This window comes from Pantoea agglomerans (assembly GCF_021397715.1).
GTDB lineage: Bacteria > Pseudomonadota > Gammaproteobacteria > Enterobacterales > Enterobacteriaceae > Pantoea > Pantoea astica.
On the sequence record NZ_CP090207.1, the window covers coordinates 801136 to 819466 of the forward strand.

General features: G+C 56.5%; 19 protein-coding genes. 14 read left to right on the top strand and 5 right to left on the bottom strand.

All coding sequences use genetic code 11. From position 1 onward, the window contains the following. Window positions 1-41 precede the first annotated feature (41 nt). A complete protein-coding gene (locus LZU96_RS03910) occupies window positions 42-428 on the top strand; it encodes a winged helix-turn-helix transcriptional regulator (RefSeq protein ID WP_233987143.1) in 387 nt (128 codons plus the stop codon). Window positions 429-493: 65 nt separating this feature from the next. On the opposite strand, the gene yghX is transcribed toward LZU96_RS03910, so the two are convergent. Beyond that, window positions 494-1381 (bottom strand): YghX family hydrolase, encoded by an 888-nt coding sequence (yghX, locus tag LZU96_RS03915; RefSeq protein ID WP_233987144.1) that lies wholly within the window; start codon window positions 1379-1381, stop codon window positions 494-496. 786 nt (window positions 1382-2167) lie between these two features. Here yghX and LZU96_RS03920 point away from each other — a divergent pair. From LZU96_RS03920 to LZU96_RS03950, 7 genes are all read left to right on the top strand, one after another. Beyond that, entirely contained in the window at window positions 2168-3580 is a 1413-nt protein-coding gene (locus LZU96_RS03920) for a cytochrome ubiquinol oxidase subunit I (RefSeq protein ID WP_233987145.1), read from the top strand. 1 nt (window position 3581) lies between these two features. Next, a complete protein-coding gene (gene cydB, locus LZU96_RS03925) occupies window positions 3582-4586 on the top strand; it encodes a cytochrome d ubiquinol oxidase subunit II (protein ID WP_094121919.1) in 1005 nt (334 codons plus the stop codon). Window position 4587: 1 nt separating this feature from the next. Next, window positions 4588-4755 (top strand): DUF2474 domain-containing protein, encoded by a 168-nt coding sequence (locus tag LZU96_RS03930; protein WP_094121920.1) that lies wholly within the window; start codon window positions 4588-4590, stop codon window positions 4753-4755. A 192-nt stretch (window positions 4756-4947) separates the two neighbouring features. Further along, a complete protein-coding gene (locus LZU96_RS03935; protein WP_233987146.1) occupies window positions 4948-5817 on the top strand; it encodes a helix-turn-helix domain-containing protein in 870 nt (289 codons plus the stop codon). A 279-nt stretch (window positions 5818-6096) separates the two neighbouring features. Beyond that, entirely contained in the window at window positions 6097-6252 is a 156-nt protein-coding gene (locus tag LZU96_RS03940; protein ID WP_233987147.1) for a hypothetical protein, read from the top strand. Between the two features lie 365 nt (window positions 6253-6617). After that, on the top strand, window positions 6618-7445 hold the full coding sequence (locus LZU96_RS03945) for a siderophore-interacting protein (protein ID WP_233987148.1): 828 nt from the start codon (window positions 6618-6620) through the stop codon (window positions 7443-7445). Between the two features lie 77 nt (window positions 7446-7522). Further along, a complete protein-coding gene (locus LZU96_RS03950) occupies window positions 7523-8059 on the top strand; it encodes a PadR family transcriptional regulator (RefSeq protein ID WP_233987149.1) in 537 nt (178 codons plus the stop codon). Between the two features lie 34 nt (window positions 8060-8093). On the opposite strand, the gene LZU96_RS03955 is transcribed toward LZU96_RS03950, so the two are convergent. Beyond that, window positions 8094-8390 (bottom strand): SelT/SelW/SelH family protein, encoded by a 297-nt coding sequence (locus tag LZU96_RS03955; RefSeq protein ID WP_233987150.1) that lies wholly within the window; start codon window positions 8388-8390, stop codon window positions 8094-8096. A 240-nt stretch (window positions 8391-8630) separates the two neighbouring features. Here LZU96_RS03955 and LZU96_RS03960 point away from each other — a divergent pair, with 240 nt between their 5' ends. The 6 genes from LZU96_RS03960 (at window position 8631) to LZU96_RS03985 (ending at window position 15259) form a co-directional block, all read left to right on the top strand. Continuing rightward, window positions 8631-11003, top strand: a complete 2373-nt coding sequence (locus LZU96_RS03960; protein WP_233987151.1) for a TonB-dependent receptor domain-containing protein — start codon at window positions 8631-8633, stop codon at window positions 11001-11003. 50 nt (window positions 11004-11053) lie between these two features. Continuing rightward, window positions 11054-12085 (top strand): hemin-degrading factor, encoded by a 1032-nt coding sequence (locus tag LZU96_RS03965; RefSeq protein ID WP_233987152.1) that lies wholly within the window; start codon window positions 11054-11056, stop codon window positions 12083-12085. Continuing rightward, window positions 12082-12903, top strand: a complete 822-nt coding sequence (locus LZU96_RS03970) for a heme/hemin ABC transporter substrate-binding protein (protein ID WP_233987153.1) — start codon at window positions 12082-12084, stop codon at window positions 12901-12903. The genes LZU96_RS03965 and LZU96_RS03970 overlap by 4 nt, the downstream gene beginning before the upstream one ends. Beyond that, the gene (locus LZU96_RS03975) at window positions 12896-13894 is read left to right on the top strand and encodes a FecCD family ABC transporter permease (protein WP_233987154.1); all 999 of its coding nucleotides are present in this window, start codon (window positions 12896-12898) and stop codon (window positions 13892-13894) included. Before LZU96_RS03970 ends, LZU96_RS03975 begins: the two co-directional genes overlap by 8 nt. Then, a complete protein-coding gene (locus tag LZU96_RS03980; RefSeq protein ID WP_233987155.1) occupies window positions 13891-14667 on the top strand; it encodes a heme ABC transporter ATP-binding protein in 777 nt (258 codons plus the stop codon). Before LZU96_RS03975 ends, LZU96_RS03980 begins: the two co-directional genes overlap by 4 nt. A gap of 94 nt (window positions 14668-14761) precedes the next feature. Then, on the top strand, window positions 14762-15259 hold the full coding sequence (locus tag LZU96_RS03985) for a CinA family protein (protein WP_233987156.1): 498 nt from the start codon (window positions 14762-14764) through the stop codon (window positions 15257-15259). Between the two features lie 713 nt (window positions 15260-15972). Here LZU96_RS03985 and LZU96_RS03990 read toward each other — a convergent pair. The 3 genes from LZU96_RS03990 to LZU96_RS04000 all read right to left on the bottom strand — a co-directional run bounded on the left by LZU96_RS03990 (window position 15973) and on the right by LZU96_RS04000 (window position 17854). Continuing rightward, on the bottom strand, window positions 15973-16458 hold the full coding sequence (locus LZU96_RS03990) for a GNAT family N-acetyltransferase (RefSeq protein WP_233987157.1): 486 nt from the start codon (window positions 16456-16458) through the stop codon (window positions 15973-15975). Beyond that, window positions 16455-16748 carry a DUF1778 domain-containing protein gene (locus LZU96_RS03995; protein ID WP_233987158.1) on the bottom strand — a complete coding sequence of 98 codons (294 nt, stop codon included), beginning with the start codon at window positions 16746-16748 and terminating at the stop codon, window positions 16455-16457. The genes LZU96_RS03990 and LZU96_RS03995 overlap by 4 nt, the downstream gene beginning before the upstream one ends. Window positions 16749-16870: 122 nt before the next feature. Then, the gene (locus tag LZU96_RS04000) at window positions 16871-17854 is read right to left on the bottom strand and encodes an MDR family oxidoreductase (RefSeq protein ID WP_233987159.1); all 984 of its coding nucleotides are present in this window, start codon (window positions 17852-17854) and stop codon (window positions 16871-16873) included. Window positions 17855-18331: the final 477 nt, after the last annotated feature.

Here is an 18331-nt window from a genome sequence, read left to right on the forward strand (position 1 = left end):
TAAGTACTTACAGATTTGTTAGTTTAAGGGTTGTGATATAAATGTCTGAAAAGCTGAGTGAAAGATTTATCCGCGGTGAGCTGCTCAATGTGAACTGCCCCTCGCGTGAGGTACTTAAACGGGTGACCAGCCGCTGGAGCGTACTGATTCTGCTGGCGCTGCAGGACCAGACGCTGCGCTTCAGCGAGTTGCGGCGAGTAGTAGGCGGCGTGAGTGAGCGGATGCTGGCGCAGAACCTGCGTCATCTGGAAGAAGACGGTTTCGTGCAGCGCATCGCTTATCAGGTGGTGCCGCCTCATGTGGAGTACTCGCTAACGCCGCTCGGGCGTGAAATGGGTGAGCAGGTGGTCGGGCTGGCCGACTGGCTGGAGGTCAATCTGAGCCGGATACTGGCGCAACGCGATAAAAGCGCGGCGGATCGGGCTTAACACCCGAGCGGCAGTGAAGCCGCGCTTTGCCTGCGTCCCGTCGAAGATGCCTGCAATAGCCTGCGCTAGTGAAGATATTTTTCAAACCACGCCAGGGTTCTTTGCCACGCCAGTTCTGCCGCCGGTTGGTCGTAGCGCGGGGTCGAATCATTGTGGAAGCCGTGATTCACGCCAGGATAGAGGTATGCCTGATAGATCTTGTTATACTGCTTTAGCGCCGCTTCATAAGCTGGCCAGCCCGCGTTGATATTGTTATCCAGCGCGGCATAGTGCAGCAGCAATGGCGCGTTTATCCGCGGCACATCTTCCGCTTTTGGCTGCCGGCCATAGAAGGGGACCGCGCAGTCCAGCTCCGGGAAGGCAACGGCCGCCGCATTGGCGACGCCGCCGCCATAACAAAAGCCCGTTATTCCCACTTTCCCGCTCGCTTCCGGGTGATGACGTAAAAATGTCACGGCGGCAAAAAAGTCGTTCATCAGCCTGACGGGATCGACCTTCGCCTGTAATGCGCGCCCCTCTTCGTCATTACCAGGATAGCCGCCGACCGAACTCAGCCCGTCGGGAGCCAGCGCGATATAACCCGCTTTGGCGACCCGGCGCGCCACATCATCAATGTAGGGATTGAGACCGCGGTTTTCATGTACCACCACCACCGCCGGACGCCGGCCTGCAGGTTTCGTCGGTTTTACCAGATAGCCGCGGACTTCACCGTGACCCTCCGGCGAAAGATAGTGGAGGTATTCTGGTTTGATATCGGGATCGGTGAACTCCACCTGCGTCGCCAGGGCATAGTTGGGGCTGAGCATACCGAGCAGCGTGGCACCGGTCATGCCGCCAATAGCCAGTTTACCGGCCATGGCAATAAACTCGCGTTTAGTGATGCGGCCGTGCGCGTAGTAATCGTAAAGCTCCAGCAGTTCCTGCGGAAAATCCTGTGCGGTCAGACGTGCCATAGCGACTCCTTAACCCGGATAAGAGGATAAATGCCACCCTAACAAACCACAGCGGGAGACGGCAGGCAACCGGCATGACGCAACAGGTTAAAACGGTAATAACGTAACGGCAGAGGAAAATAAGCGGCTCAGCCGGTTAATAAGTGATTGCTGCTTATTAAGCCGCTTATTCAGTGTTGTTTCAGGGAATAAGCCGCAGACGCGCGGCGGCTGTTAATTATCGGTAAGAGATCACTCCAATTTATTAACATTTACATCCGCATTAAACTGCCCGGTTTTACCGGCTTCGCCTGAAAATATAATCCTGCCATTAGACAATCCAGGGCAAAAAAGCAAACAAAGCGGCAGGCAGAAATATTTGGTTTCTAACCCATTAAAAAGTAAGTCTATTTCGAAGAGTTACAGTCAGATTTGACCTTTCCCGGAACAGGGTTTATAAAATAATAACACCGGAAAACAGCATGTTGAGGGCTTTTTTTTGGTTAAAGGTGGGCTTAGCCAGTGGGCAATTTTAAGCCAGCAATAGCATAACATTCGTGTCACATAACTACGCTGTAATTAACCTTTGCGCCTTATTTTTAAATAAGTAATTCCCATGAAAAACAATGATCAGAATCAACAAAGACTGTTATAGTTTTCATTAACCCGATTGTTTCTGTTTCCTCGCTGCGAATAGTTTTAAATTCGCGGCGGGAATTAATTCAACGGCAACGAAATGAGTGCTTCAGGCTTAAGTTGTTAATTATAAGTAAATATGTGGTGTTCTATGTGGCAAAGAGGTAAGCAATGTTCGGATTAGATGCCTTTCATCTGGCGAGGATTCAGTTCGCATTTACTGTTTCCTTCCATATTATCTTTCCCGCCATCACCATCGGCCTCGCCAGCTTCCTGGCCGTGCTCGAAGGGATGTGGCTGAAAACCCGCGATCATACCTATCGTGATCTCTACCATTTCTGGTCGAAAATCTTTGCCGTCAACTTCGGCATGGGCGTGGTGTCGGGACTGGTGATGGCCTATCAGTTCGGGACCAACTGGAGCGGCTTCTCGGAGTTTGCCGGCAGTATCACCGGTCCGCTACTGACCTATGAAGTCCTGACCGCTTTCTTCCTCGAAGCGGGCTTCCTCGGCGTGATGCTGTTCGGCTGGAATCGCGTCGGGCCCGGTCTGCACTTCTTTGCCACCTGTATGGTTGCGCTGGGAACCCTGATCTCTACCTTCTGGATCCTCGCGTCAAACAGCTGGATGCATACGCCGCAGGGCTACATCATCGAGAACGGCATCGTGGTGCCGCAGGACTGGTTCAAAATCGTCTTTAACCCGTCGTTCCCGTACCGCCTGTTCCATATGTCGGTGGCCGCCTTCCTCGCCAGCGCCTTCTTTGTCGGGTCATCAGCGGCCTGGCATCTGCTGAAAGGCAAAAATAATCCTGCGATTCGCAAGATGTTTTCGATGGCGCTGTGGATGGCGCTGATTGTCGCGCCGATTCAGGCGATGATCGGCGATGCGCATGGTCTCAACACCCTGGAGCATCAGCCCGCCAAAATAGCGGCGATTGAAGGACACTGGGAAAACCCGCCAGGCGAAGCCACGCCGCTGATTCTGTTTGGTATTCCCGACATGGAGCAGGAGCGCACCAAATACGCGCTGGAAGTGCCTTATCTCGGCAGCCTGATCCTGACCCACAGCCTGGATAAGCAGGTACCGGCGCTGAAGTCATTCCCGAAAGAGGATCGGCCAAATTCAACGGTCATCTTCTGGTCGTTCCGCGTGATGGTGGCGATGGGGCTGCTGATGATTACTCTGGGCGTGGTCAGTCTGTGGCTGCGTTTCAAAGGGCGTCTGTATGAGTCACGTCCATTCCTGTGGTTTGCGCTGCTGATGGGGCCGTCCGGTCTGATAGCGATCCTGGCTGGGTGGTTCACCACGGAGATCGGCCGTCAGCCCTGGGTGGTGTATGGCGTACAGCGCACCATTGATGCGGTGTCGGCGCACGGCGATCTCCATATGAGTATCAGCCTGCTGGCCTTCATCCTGGTCTACAGCTCGGTGTTCGGCGTGGGTTATCACTATATGATGCGTCTGATCAAGCAGGGTCCCGAAACCGGCGAAGGACACATCACTGAGCAGGGTGGTCCGGGTCAGAAGAAAACCCCGGCACGTCCACTTTCTGCGGCCACCTTTAAGGATGGAGACCACTAAGATGATCGATTTTTCAATTATCTGGTTCGCGATTATCGTCTTCGCCACCCTGATGTATATCGTAATGGATGGGTTCGATCTCGGTATCGGCCTGCTGTTCCCGTTCAACAAGGATGTGGGCGAGCGCGACATGATGGTCAACACCGTTGCGCCGGTCTGGGATGGTAATGAAACCTGGCTGGTGCTGGGCGGGGCGGGGCTGTATGGCGCGTTCCCGCTGGCCTACTCGGTGATTGCCGATGCGCTGTCGATTCCGCTGACGGCGATGCTGATTGGCCTGATTTTCCGTGGCGTGGCGTTTGAGTTCCGCTTCAAAGCGGTAGAAGGTCACCGCGCATTCTGGGACAAGTCATTCATCGCGGGGTCTATCCTGGCTACCTTCAGTCAGGGCGTCGCGGTTGGCGCAATGCTGGACGGTATTCCGGTTGAGGGCCGCCGTTTTGCCGGTTCCGCAATGGACTGGCTGGCACCGTTCCCGCTGTTCTGCGGCGTGGGGCTGGTGGTGGCCTATGCGCTGCTGGGCTGTACCTGGCTGATCATGAAAACGGAAGATGAGCTGCACCGCAAAATGTCAGCGCTGGCCACGCCGCTGGTGATCGCGCTGCTGGTGATTGTCGGTATCATCAGCCTGTGGACGCCGTTTGCCCACGACGATATTGCCCAGCGCTGGTTTAGCAAGCCTAACCTGTTCTGGTTCCTGCCGGTTCCGGTGCTGGTGTTGCTCTGTTCGTGGGGCATCGTGCGTGCGATCAAACGTCAGGCGCACTACTCGCCGTTCCTGCTGACGCTGGCGCTGATCTTCCTCGGCTTCTCTGGCCTGGGTATCAGCATCTGGCCCAACATTATTCCGCCGTCAGTGACCATCTGGGCCGCCGCATCACCTCCGCAGAGCCAGGCCTTTATGCTGGTGGGAAGCCTGCTGATCATTCCGATGATCCTGGGCTACACCTTCTGGAGCTACTACGTGTTCCGTGGAAAAATCAAAGCAGATGCAGGATATCATTGATATGAAAACCGAAGTCAGCAGCATGAAAAACCACAATGAAACGAAAGCCCCGTGGTGGAAGCGCGTGATGTGGCTGGTGGTCATCTACGCCGCAAGCGTGCTGGCACTGGGTGTCGTCGCCTCATTATTCCGCATGATGATGACAGCGGCCGGTATGCGCAGCCATTAGTGGCTCCCTTACCCGCTGCGTAAAGAGCAGGGCTGACTTCGGTCAGCCTTTTTTAATTAGTCACCTAAGCAATTAATGCGAAATCGTCACCTGGCCACCCTTTGCGCCCGGCCTTTCCTTACCGCCGTTGCGGTTTTTTGTTATTCTTTTGTGACAAATATCACCCTTTAATCCGCGTCGTACATCGCCATCATGCTCAGTCAGGCCCTTAAAAAACAGCACATTAATGCACTGGTAGAGTGGATCGAAGCCAATCTGACCGACGATCTTAGTATTGATCTGATCACCCTGAAATCGGGTTATTCCAAATGGCACATGCAGCGCATGTTCAAAGAGATGACCGGCCAGACGCTGGCGGCTTATACCCGTAAACGACGCCTGACGATGGCGGCAATGGCGCTGCGGCTGACCCGTATGCCGCTGATCGATATCGCCGTACGCTTTGGTTTTGACAACCAGCAGAATTTTACCCGGGTCTTTAAAAGCCATTTCTCGCTGACGCCTGGCGCGTTCCGTCGTATCCCGCATTTACCGGTGAAACATTTCCACGGCCGGATTCCGGTGCGCTCGCCGATTGAACATGCGGTGCTGGTTGAACAGGATGAAGACCTGCCGCTCTGCGGTGAGACGATGGAGTGGGAGTGTCAGTTCGGCGAATATATCGCCGATCATGAACATCGGGTGGCGGAACAGGCGCGACGGCTGGTTGCGCTGGCGGGCGGCCAGGTGCGGCATGGCTGGCTCGGTTTTCAGTATGGTCCGGGCCACTCTTCGGCTGACCAGCAGAATATCAGCCTGTTCCAGGCACTGGAGCCGCAGCACGCCGCGATGCTGGACGGCAAAACAGAGAGCTGGAGTGAAACGCGTGGACTTTATGCGCGGATTAACTGGAGCGGCGCACCTGAGCAGCTGACGCGCTTTATTGCTGACATCTACTATCTGCACCTGCCGACGCTGGGCGTGGCGCGCCGTCAGGGTAAAGATCTGCTGCGGCTGGATTTTGCACTCTGCAAACCGGACTGGCTGAGCGGGGTTTTTTCGATTCCGGTGACGCCAGCCTGAGGCGTCACCGGCCGTTTCAGCCGCGATTCGGCTGCCTCAGCCTGAAAAATGCATATTCTGTGCGGTAAACCGTGACAAACCGCACGATTTTATAAAATAAGTTACCGGTCTGGCGTAAAATCCTTCACCGAAACCCCGTAGTGCACCATTCAACGTACTTTTCTGGCGGGGCTGAAACATTCATCTGCATTTCTGGCCATTTCTGGCTAAAAACGATAAACGAAGAAAATTATGCGACGCTCAATGTTGTTACTTATCTCAATGCTTTCGGCATTGCCTATGCTGGCTGCGGCTCAACTGGCAGAACCCTTCTCGCCACCGGCTGGCCTGCACCCGCATTCACAGATCTCTCAGCACGAAATTCTGGGCGACGGCCAGTTGCCGCAGCACACCCAGAATAATCCTGCCGCCTCCGGCTTTAACGACACGCTGTAACCGTTCTGGCCGGTAAGTGGGCGTCCCTCGGTTCAGCGGCGCAATCGACATCCCCGGCCGAATGCCTTTCCTGTTACATCCTGCGTCAGCAATAAAATCGGCTGATCGGCTGGCCATCACTTCTGCATCTTTTCCTCTTCTCTCTGGCCTGTGCAGGCTACTGAGCGACTGTTGTCGCCAGTCAGCCAGCGGCTGACTCACTTTGCACTGCTGCGTTCACCGCCTGTGTCGCAGAAGCCGATCTTCAGTGACATAAAATATATCTTAATCCGCTGCGATCGCATTTTTCGTCATTGTGTTCAAGATATATCATAGCTAATCTGAGCCACTCAGATGAGAATGATTTTGATTCCATGATTATGCTGATGCCCTCGATTGACGGGCATTTAACCCGCTTCAGGAGAGATGTTGTGCCAAATCCTAACTCTGATCGCCTTCCTCAGCGCGTCCGTAATGAACTGCGCTTTCGTCATATTCAGGTGGCAAGCAAAACTAACATTGCCGGTAACTTCTGGCGCATCGTCTTCAGCGGCAGCGATCTGGCGGGCTTCAATTCACCAGGCTTTGACGATCACATTAAAGTCTTCTTTCCCACCAGCGCGGGTGAGATGCCGGCACTGCCGCAGATCACCGAGGATGGCATTGTCTGGCCGGACGGCTTGCGCCCGGCGGCCCGTGATTACACGCCGCTGGCCTTTGACGGCGTCTCGTCGCTGACGCTCGATTTCTATATTCATCAGAGTGGCGTTGCCAGCGACTGGGCGACACAGGCGAAAATCGGCGACAGCCTGATCGTCGGCGGTCCGCGCGGCTCACTGATCGTACCGACCGACTACGCTTTCCAGCTCTATGTCTGTGACGAAACCGGTCTGCCGGCCTTTGCGCGCCGTAAACAGGATGCCCGCGCCCAACAGCTGCATCTGTTTGCCTATGCAGATGAGACCACCGGGCGGGATTACTTAACCGATACGGCTGGCGTTACTCTCAACTGGCTCGGCAGCGGTCAGATGCAACGGGCGCAGCTCAGCCAGCTGACGGCGAAGCTGGATCAACTGGCGATACCGTCGGAAGATTACTTCATCTGGCTGACCGGCGAAGGCGAGTTTGTTAAGGCGCTAAGCGACTATTTCACCACCCAGCGCGGCGTGAACAGCGACTACGTCCGGGCCGTGGCCTACTGGCACCAGAAGTAAAGCCGGCGGCCGCCCGTGTTGAATTTTGCCAGGCGGCGGTCTACCATCAACCTCCATTTCTTCTCCCTGAGCAGGTTATGAAAGACCATTCAGCAGCGCCATCTGATGATCATCCCGCGCGCGCTGGCGGCTGTGGCAGCCGTCGTAAGCGTCGGGAAAAAATGCTGGAGGCGAGTGATATTCGTCTGCTGATGCTCCATTTCCTGGCGCAGAATGCCGCGCACGGCTATGAACTGATCAAGTCGGTGGAGGAGTTGTCGAAAGGGGAGTATTCGCCCAGTCCGGGCATTATCTATCCCAATCTGACGCTGCTGGAAGAGATGGAGGCGATTCAGGTGGTCGACGCGCAGGCCACACGCAAAGCGTACCGGCTGACTGCGGCGGGTGAGGCGCTGCTGGCGTCCAGCGGCGATCGGGTCGCCAGCCTGATCGCCCGCTTATCGTCACTGGCGATTCTGGTTAATAACCGCAGCATTCCGGCGGTTGAGCAGGCGATCCATACACTGAAAATGGCGCTCAACACCCGTCTGGCACAGCAGGATATCTCCGAGGCCGCGTTGCAGACGCTGATTGCGGCGCTGCACGACGCGGCAGAAAAAATCACCCACAGCTGACCCTTCTCCCTGATGCGGGTTGCCAGCCGGCGACTCAGCTCACTTCAGGCTTGTGCTTATCAATGTGACCCAGCGTGCGGTCCGGGAAACAGATGTCGCGCACCCGTTGTTTTAGCGTTGTGGCATCTGGAAAACCTCCATCCCGTTTACGCTCCCACAGCAGATGCCCGTCGAGCGTAATCTCAAAAATACCCCCGGTTCCCGGCCTGAGCGTCACTTCCGCCAGATCCTCAGCGAAGGTGTGCAGGAGTTCCTGTGCCATCCACGCCGATCGCATCAGCCAGTTGCACTGCATACAGTAGTGGATAACGACCACAGGTTTTTGCGCCATAACTCTTTTCCTTTAACGTGTTGATAAATTACCGGTTAATTGTAGTTAACAAATTGTGCTGCGCAAGAGTGATCTTAATGTAAATGGGATTGATAATGATTCTTAATTGCATTAAATTCCGGGCGATAAGAAATACTCAGAAACAACTCCTGCTATTTTGCGGCTTTTGTGCGAAGCCGGTTTGATGATGCCAGCAAGTAAGTGAGCGAATACTAACAATTAACCAGGTAATTCGCGCCCATGTCACCACTTTTTCAGGGATTGACGCAACAGCGTCTGTTTAAACTGGCGTACCTCGCCTCTGCCATCCAACCCCTCTGCAGTTATGCCGCAGGCAGTGACGCTGCTCCGCTGGCGCTTTCCGACAAAACACAAAGTCAGGCCGATGCGGTGATGACGGTTACGGCACCACCGCTGAAGCAACAGGCTGGCAGCAAAACCAGCCTGTCGGCAGCGGATCTGCTACAGCGTGGTGCCACCGATTTTGGCTCTGTTATGCGTTATGAACCGCTGATCAGCGCCACCGGCAGTCAGGGCGGATCGTCCGCAGGCAAGAGCGGTTTTGATCGGGCGGGCTATACCGGCTACAACATTCGCGGGCTGGAAAGTAACCGCGTCGGGCTGGACGTTGATGGTATTCCGCTGCCGCAGGCAACCGGCCGCAGCTATGTGGGGCGAGCCGGGCTGGACAGTTTTGGCATTGGCCGTGACTACATCGACCCTTATCTGTTTGGCCGCATCGACATTGAAAAGGGCGCGACGGCGGTTGATCAACCCAACACCTCGCTCGGCGGCAATGTCTCCTTCCGTAATAAGTCTCCCGACGACTACCTGCATCCCGGAAAAGCGACCGCGTTCAGCTATCAGAGCGACTATGACTCATCCAATCGCAGCTGGCATAACGGCGTCACCGCCGCCGCCGGTGACGATGAACTGCGCGGCATCTTTGTTTACAGCCGCCGCGACGGCCAGCAAACCCGTAACAACAGCGACACGCTGGAGGCGTATCCCGCGAACTGGCACTCCGATGCCTTTATGACCTCCGGGGTCTGGCAACCCAACGATTTGCACCGGTTCAGCGCGACCGCCGACTACTACCATAAAACCAATCACAGCCGTTACGACAGCTGGGATACCGCCGGTAACACCATCTGGGGCAGCGCGCAGCAGCAGAGCGATACCCGCCGCTGGGGCATCAGCCTGGCGGATGAATATACGCCCTACAACGAGATTATCGACAGCCTGACAACCCGGATTTACTGGCAGCAGACCGAAGCGCACGACAATACGCTGATGCCGTCGAGCGCAACCGCCTGGCAAAACGTCTATTCCGATTACAACAGCGACAGCTACGGTTTTGACGCACAGGCAACCAAACGTCTCGGGCGACATGAGCTGAGCGGCGGAGTGAATGCGCGTCGGGTAGAGACCGAGCGGCCTTTCCGTCAGACGCCGGCGCCGGGCGTCACCGGTGTCATCATGCAGCCACAGGCCAATAGCCGCAGCTACACCCTTGGCGGCTATCTGCAGGACAAAATTAATTTTGATGCTGACGGACATAACGCGGCAGTGATCCCTGGCGTTCGGGTGGCGTACCAGAACACCAAACCGCGTGATGTCGGGACGCTGACTACCAACAGCAGTGTGCTGGATGCCAGTGAAGTCTCCGCCCTGTACGGTTCGGCCAACAGCGATACCCAGCTGCTACCGTCAATCGCCTTCCAGTACGATCTCACGCCCAGCCTGATGACCTATCTGCAATATACCCGTGGCGCGCAGTTCCCTAACGATACCCAGCTGTATGGGTCCTGGAACCTCGGTTCCAGCTATGCGGGTCCGGCACAGTATGCGCTGATCGGTAATGCTGATTTAAAAACCGAGACCAGTAATAACTACGAATGGGGCGTGAAAGGCCAGCTGACAGAAGGTGTCACCCTGAATGCCGCTGCGTTTTATAACGACTACAAAAACTTTATCGCCTTTACCCGCTACAGCCGCGCGGCAAATCCGGGTAAGTTCGTTAATGTCCCCAGCAACATCTACACCACTTACCAGGCGGAAAACCGCGACAAAGCCTATATCTACGGCGCTGAAATCAGCAGCAAAGTGAACGTCGGCAGCTGGTTCCCGCAGGTGGATGGCCTGAGCGCCAGCCTGGCCTTTGGCTATACCCAGGGTGCGGCGAAGTCGAGCTATCTCGGCGACCGCTATATCGACCTGGAAAGCGTGGCCCCGATGAAAGCTATCGTCGGGCTGGGCTGGGATGATGCGGAACGGGGTTATGGCGCGGCCGTCACCGCGACCTTTGTCAAAGGCAAACGCGCCACCGCCACCAACCGTAACAGTTATGCCAACAGCGGCGGCAGCCTGACCGATTCCAGCACTGATTATATGCGGGTGCCCGGTTACGGCATGGTGGATATGACCGCTTACTGGCGGGTGACGCCGCAGGTCAGGCTGAGCGGGGGAGTGTATAACATTACCGATCGCAAATACTGGGATTACCTCAGCAGCCGTGAACTGACCAGCGCGACCCAGCAGGAGCGCAACAATCAGGCGCTGGCGGTGATGCCGGGCCGGACCTTCCAGTTAGGCGTTAACGTCGATTTCTGATAACCGCTGCTCTGCACTGATGCAGGGCACCGCAATGGGAGCACTCAAGCATGGATTCTGTTTACCAGCACTACCTCGCCCTGAAAGGCGAACAACCGAAAAAGTATGCCCGTGACCTTGCGGCACTGATCGGGATCAGTGAAGCGGCGCTGTGTCAGGCCCGCATCGGGGCGGATGCCTGGCGGCTGAAGCCAGATTTTCCGGCACTGCTGCAGGCACTTGAGGCGGTTGGTGAAACCAAAAGCCTGACCCGCAACGCCTATGCGGTACATGAGCAGATCGGCGAGTACAAAAACCTGCATCTGGGTGACCACGCCGGCATTTTACTGAACCCGCGAGCGCTGGATCTGCGTCTGTTTGTCGCCCAGTGGCGGAGTGCCTTTGCCCTGCAGGAGCAAACCGCACAGGGCGAACGGCACAGCATTCAGATCTTTGATCGTCATGGAGATGCGGTGCTGAAGATCTATGTCACGGATCGGACCAACAGGGCCGCGTGGCAGACGCTGATTGAGGCTTTCCGCGAGGACGGCGCGACGCCACTGCAGGTTGAGCCGTTCGCCGCCGCTGCGCTGACCGATAAAGTGGATGGAGCGGCTATCGATCGTGAATGGCGTGCCATGACCGATGTGCATCAGTTTTTCAGTCTGCTGAAGCGTCACAACCTGTCGCGTCAGCAGGCGTTTCGTGCCGCCGGTGACGATCTGGCCTGTCAGACCCGCAACGACGCGCTGGCGCGGCTGTTGCAGATGGCGCAGCAGGAGGGCAATGAAATCATGATATTTGTCGGTAATCGCGGCTGTACCCAGATTTTCACCGGCGCGATCGAGAAGGTAATGCCGATGGATAACTGGCTCAACGTCTTTAATCCGCAATTCACCCTGCATCTGATGGCTGACCAGATCAGCGAAAGCTGGATCACCCGCAAACCAGCTGGCGATGGCTTTGTCACCAGTCTGGAACTGTTTGCCGCCGACGGCACCCAGATCGCTCAGCTCTACGGACAGCGCAGCGAAGGCACGCCGGAGCAGGCGCGCTGGCGCGAGCAGATCGATGCGCTGCGTGATGCAGGAGCCGTGGCATGAGATGGCTGACGCTGTTAGGACTGCTGCTGGCGCTGCCGTCGCTGGCAACGGAGCGGGTGGTATCGATTGGCGGCGACGTCACGCAGATTATCTATGCGCTGGATGCCCAGCAGCAGCTGGTGGCGCGAGACAGCACCAGCCTGCGCCCGGCGCTGGCAACCCGGCTGCCGGATGTCGGTTACCTGCGCCAGCTGAATGCCGAAGGTATCCTGGCGCTGAAACCGACGCTGGTGATCGCCAGTGAACTGGCGAAGCCTTCGCTGGTGCTGCAACAGATTGCACAGGCCGGGGTGCGCGTGGTGACGGTCAGTGGTGAAAACAGTCTGCAGGCGATTCCGCAAAAAATAATCACCATCGGCGAGGCGCTCGGCCATCAGACCGACGCCCAGGCGCTGGCACAGCAGATGACGCAGCAGATCGGCCAGTTGCCACAGCAAAAATTGCCGGTGAAGGTGCTCTACATTATGGCCAACAGCGGCATGAAATCGATGGCGGCGGGTAATCAGACCGCTGCTGACAGCGCCATCCGCAGCGCCGGACTGCAGAACGCGATGGGCAGCGTGCCGCACTATCAGGCGCTGTCGCAGGAAGGGGTGATCGCTGCCGCGCCGGATCTGGTGGTCATCGGCGAAGAGGGACTGAAAACTCTGGGCGGCGAACAGCAGCTGTGGCAGTTACCCGGACTGGCGTTGACGCCGGCCGGTCAGCAGCATCGTCTGCTGGTGATCGATACTATGGCGCTGCTGGGCTTTGGCCTGGATACGCCGCGGGCGATCGTCCGGCTACGTCAGGCCGCGGAATCACTGACGCATGATTAACGGTAATGCGCCGCGCATACTGACGCTGATGACCATTATGTTGCTGATATTCGTGGTGCTGGCCGCCAACTTTGGGGCGATGTCGCTGTCGCTGCGTGGCCTGTGGCAGGCAGCGTTCAGCGAGTTGATCTGGCAGGTCTGGCTGAATATTCGCCTGCCGCGCGTGCTGCTGGCGGTGCTGATCGGCATGGCGCTGGCAGTTTCCGGCGCAGTGATGCAGGGCGTCTTTCGTAATCCGCTGGCCGATCCGGGTTTGCTCGGTATCAGCAGCGGGGCCGGTCTGGCCGTGGCGCTGGCGATTGTTGCCCCGCTGGCTCTGCCGCCGTCGCTGGCGCTGTGGCTGCCGATGATCGCCGCCTTTATCGGCAGCCTGCTGGTGACGTTGCTGATCTTCAGCTTCAGCCGGCTGGCGCGCGGCAATCTGTCGCGGCTGCTGCTGGTGGGGATCGCCATCAACGCGCTGTGCGGTGCGGCGGTCGGCGTGCTGTCGTGGCTGAGTAACGATCAGCAACTGCGTCAGCTGTCGCTGTGGGGAATGGGCAGCCTGAGCCAGGCGCAGTGGCCGACGCTGCTGATCTGCGCGCTGCTGATTTTGCCGGCGCTGCTGCTGTTACAGTCACTGTCTCGCCAGCTCAACCTGCTGCAGGCGGGCGAAGAAGATGCGCACTACATGGGCGTTGAGGTGAAACGCACTCAGCATCAGTTACTGATCCTCAGCGCGCTGCTGGTCGGTACGGCGGTGTCGGTCAGCGGCGTGATCGGCTTTGTCGGCTTAGTGGTACCGCACGTAATGCGTTTTTGCCTTGGCAGCGATCATCGCTGGCTGCTGCCTGGTTCGGCGCTGGCGGGCGCGATTCTGCTGCTGCTGGCCGATACTCTGGCGCGCACAGTGGTGGTGCCGGCAGAGATGCCGGTCGGGCTGCTCACCAGCCTGATTGGCGGTCCGTGGTTTCTCTGGTTAATCCTGCGTCAGCAGCGAGGCATCGAATGAGCGAGCAATTACAGGCGGCGGGATTATGTTTATCCCGCGACGGTAAAGTCATTATCGATCGTCTCGACGTCACGCTCTCGGCCGGTGAGATGGTGGCGCTGATTGGCCCCAACGGTGCCGGGAAATCGACGCTGCTGCGGATGCTGACCGGCTTCCTGTCGCCTGACCAGGGTGAATGTCGTCTGGACGCGCAGCCCCTGGCGGAGTGGTCACGCGAGCGGCTGGCGCGACGCCGGGCAGTGATGCGGCAGCAAACCCAGCTGACCTTTTCACAATCCGCCGAATCGGTAGTGGCGATGGGACGTGCGCCCTGGCCGGAGACGCGCAGCCGGGAAATTGTGGCGGAAGTGATGCAACTGACCGGCTGCCAGTCACTGGCGCAGCGCGACTATCGTCAGCTGTCAGGAGGAGAGCAGCAGCGGGTACAGCTGGCACGGGTGCTGGCACAGCTGTGGCAGGATGGCGCGCCGCGCGGCTGGCTGTTTCTGGATGAGCCCACCTCGGCGCTGGATCTCTTCTGGCAGCAGCAGACGCTGCGATTACTGCGGCAACTGACGCGCACCGGTGAGCTGAGCGTCTGCGCGGTGCTGCACGATCTTAATCAGGCGGCGTTATGGGCGGATCGCATCCTGCTGCTGCACGCCGGCAGGCTGGTGGCACAAGGTACGCCGCAGGCGGTGATGACGGAAGCGACGCTGACCCGCTGGTATCAGGCCGAATTACAGGTGGTGCCGGGCGAGGGTGGAAAGCCGCACATTCAGCTGCGGGTTTAGACCGTTTCGCTTTTAAAACATTGTGTTGCGAGGTTCTGTCTTGACAGTTTTGCGCCATACTTGTGTTTCTGGGTGAGTTATTAAGGAGACAATAATGGCGCAATCTTTAGACCAAACCGCTAACCAACTGGGTGAACTTTTACTCTCTTCCGGACTGCATCTGGCCACTGCCGAATCCTGTACCGCCGGGTTGATCAGCATGACGCTGGCGGCGGTAGAGAACAGTGGCAACTTTTATACCAGCGGCTTTGTGACCTACAGCGAAAATGCCAAGATCCGCCTGCTCGGTGTTCATCCCGCTACGCTGGAGCAGCACACCGCGGTCAGTGAACAGACCGCGCGGGAAATGGCCCAGGGCGCCTGCGCCCGTTCCGGTGAGCCGGTCGGGCTGGCGATCACCGGCTATGCCGGGCCTGATGGTGGGGAAGATGGTACGCCCGCCGGCACCATCTGGTTCGGCTGGGTCTTGCCGAATGGCCAGGACTACGCCGAGTGCCATCAGTTCAGTGGCGATCCTAAATCGGTGATGGAGCAGGGCACGCAGTTCGCGCTGGAAGGGTTGATTAAACGGCTGCAGCTGCCGACTGAATAAAGGCGCAGGATTGCGCCTTAACCGGGCATCACCGTTCATTTCTATGCTTTCTTGTAAAACCCTATCTGTTTGTAATTGATTGAGTTAGCGTAGAAATATTTCCGGATGCGTTTTGATTTATCCCTACGTATCCGGAAAATCAGGGTCAGAATGAGGCATTGAAAGCAATTGGGAATAACCACTTTTAATATTGTAAAAAGGTTCTCAACCCAAATTGAACCTGGCATCGACTTTTAGAAAACACTTCCAAAAGAAAAATGTCCTGATGCAGGTGATTTTGATACTTTAGCCTGTTTTGCTGATGTCAGCACCTGGCTGAATAGAGAGTATAGATATAATCACCCCTACTATTGCATTAAGGATATGCGTCGTTTAAGAGAGAAAATACCTGATAGATGTGATACAAGAGGGGAGATTGGTGGTTGAATTAAGCTATTGATTTTAAATAAAAAATACAGTGAATATTGTGCACTGCTAAACTGGAGTGAGACCGTGGATAATTACGAAATTAAATTTATCCATTTATAGATTAGTAGACAAATTTACGGGTGGTTAAGCTGTTCGCCCTGTTAAAATAATATTAACGTTGTTCAGGCAGAGGCGTTATAAGCCTGGCTGCAAGAAAATTTATAGCATATGAACCAGGTGCTGTGTAATTAAGGTGATTCAGAAAATAACCATATTAATATTTTTTCTCCAGCCCGGAATAGCAATCAGGCATGAACTAAATCCCCCAGCGTCACCATCAGCATCATCGGGTCAATGGGCGACGGCTCAAACCCCACCCGCAGGTAAAACTCCCGCGCTTCATCCGACAGGGCGTGAACCAGCATCCCGCGAATGCCGATAGTCTCTGCCACCTGAATCACCCGCAGCCCGGCATCCCGCATCAGCGCCCGTCCGACGCCCTTCCCATGCAGAGATTTATCCACCGCCAGACGTCCCAATACCACAACTGGAATCGGGTCAGGCATATTGCGGCGGAAGTGGCCAGGCGCAGTATTCGTCGTCACAGCGCTGGAAGCTAGCGAGTAGTAAGCCATTACCTTAGCATCGTCGCAGCAGACAAACGTGCGGGACGCGCCAGAAAGCTGCTTCTTCATCGCCCGCTGTTTCAGCCAGTTATCCATAGAATCCACGCCGCAACAAAACGGGGTAAGAATATGCCCGGCGTGAAGCGGCTCAGGGGCAGAGATCACTTTTCCTGCTCCCACGGAGCAGGAGTCTGCATGGTTTTACGCAGTGCAGCATTAGGCGAAGGAGCCTGATCCAGACGAGTCAGAAATTCCTGATAAGCCTGCGGATCGGCCATAATGATGCGCTGCTCGATCAGCGCCTCTTCTGCTGCGGCGCGGGCGGCCTCCAGCACAAAGTCAGTGCGGTTTTTCCCTCTGGCTTTCGCCGCCCGATCGATAAGTTCGCGCTCGGCGGGCTTAATGCGCAGGTTCAGAGTTTCGCGTTTCATCGCCATACTGTTTGTGGCTGGCATGGAGTTGTCCTCTTGTGTTTCAGTGGATATTAAGTATACAACGCATGTAACGCAGATGTCATTACGATAAATTCAGAAGGTATCGAACCTGAATCTTCCCGAGTCCGGGCACCGTCATTGTGTTAACGACAGTCAACAATCAGCCGCCCGCGGACTTTGCCTTCCAGCAGGTCCTGAGCCCCTTGCCGGGCTTCACTTAGCGGAATTACCTGCGTCAGCTGGCTCAGCAGATCGCTATCGAGTAATTCTCCGAGCCGTTGCCAGGCTTGCTGGCGCAGCGGGATCGGGCACATCACGCTATCCACGCCAGCCAGCGTAATGCCGCGCAAAATAAAGGGTGCCACGCTGGTCGGCAGATCCAGTCCCTGCGCCATTCCACAGGCGGCGACCGCACCATCGCGCTGGGTTGCGGCCAGCACATTCGCCAGCGTATGACTGCCGACACTGTCTACCGCCGCCGCCCAGCGCTCTTTCATTAATGGCTTACCGGACTGCGAGAGTTCGTTGCGATCGATCACCGAGGCCGCGCCCAGCGTATCAAGCAGATAAGCGTGATCGCTGGCGCGTCCGCTGGAGGCCACCACCTGATAGCCGAGGCGGGCCAGCAGGCTGACGCTAAAGCTACCCACACCGCCACTGGCACCGGTGACCAGCACCGGACCGCGATCCGGCGTGATGCCCTGTTTTTCCAGCGCCATCACACACAGCATGGCGGTCAGACCCGCAGTGCCAATCGCCATGGTTTGCAACGGGCTGAGCGTGGCGGGCACTTCGACCAGCCAGTCGCCGCTCACGTTGGCTTTCTGCGCCAGGCCACCCCACTGTTTTTCACCCACGCCCCAGCCGGTGAGCAGGGCGACATCATCCTGCTGCCAGTCGGGATGGCGGCTGGCGGTAACCCGTCCAACAAAATCGATACCCGGCACCATCGGGAAGTGACGCACAATCGGCCCTTTATTGCAGATCGCCAGCGCATCTTTGTAGTTAAGGGAGGAGTAGCTGACGTCGAGAGTGACATCGTGATCGGGCAGTTGTGATTCGGGAAGATCTTTCAGCAAAGAACGGTAACCCTGTTCGTCATTTTCAATGACCAGTGCCTTGAACATGCAGCCTCCGGCAAAATAGGAAAGAGGGGAATAAGTTTACGCCTGACTGACGGATTGCGGTAGGGATAGGGTCGCTAAGCTGCGCGCTGTCGCTCGCATCGATCGTGAAACGGCGTAAATCCTGATCGGGACGGGAATGAACTTCGTGCATAAATCTGCATATAATTCAGATAATTAATCGGATAATATGATTGTTATTTGTTTTTAGTTATTAAAATCAATGATTTAATTATGTGTGGGTTTGACTATTTAATTGACGCGCGCGGCTTGTTCGCGTCAAAAAAAGATGACATTATGACCGCCACTTTTTGAACCTGCTTATCTCTTTCAGAGGACGTTGCCATGTCCGGTTTACCGCGCACTCGCCCTGGTTACCGTTCGTTTTTTGCGGCTTACGCCCGATTCTGTTCCGTCCTGCTGAACACCTTCCTGATCGCCATGCGGTGAGGCCAGCCAGCGGCTGCACGCGGCCGCATG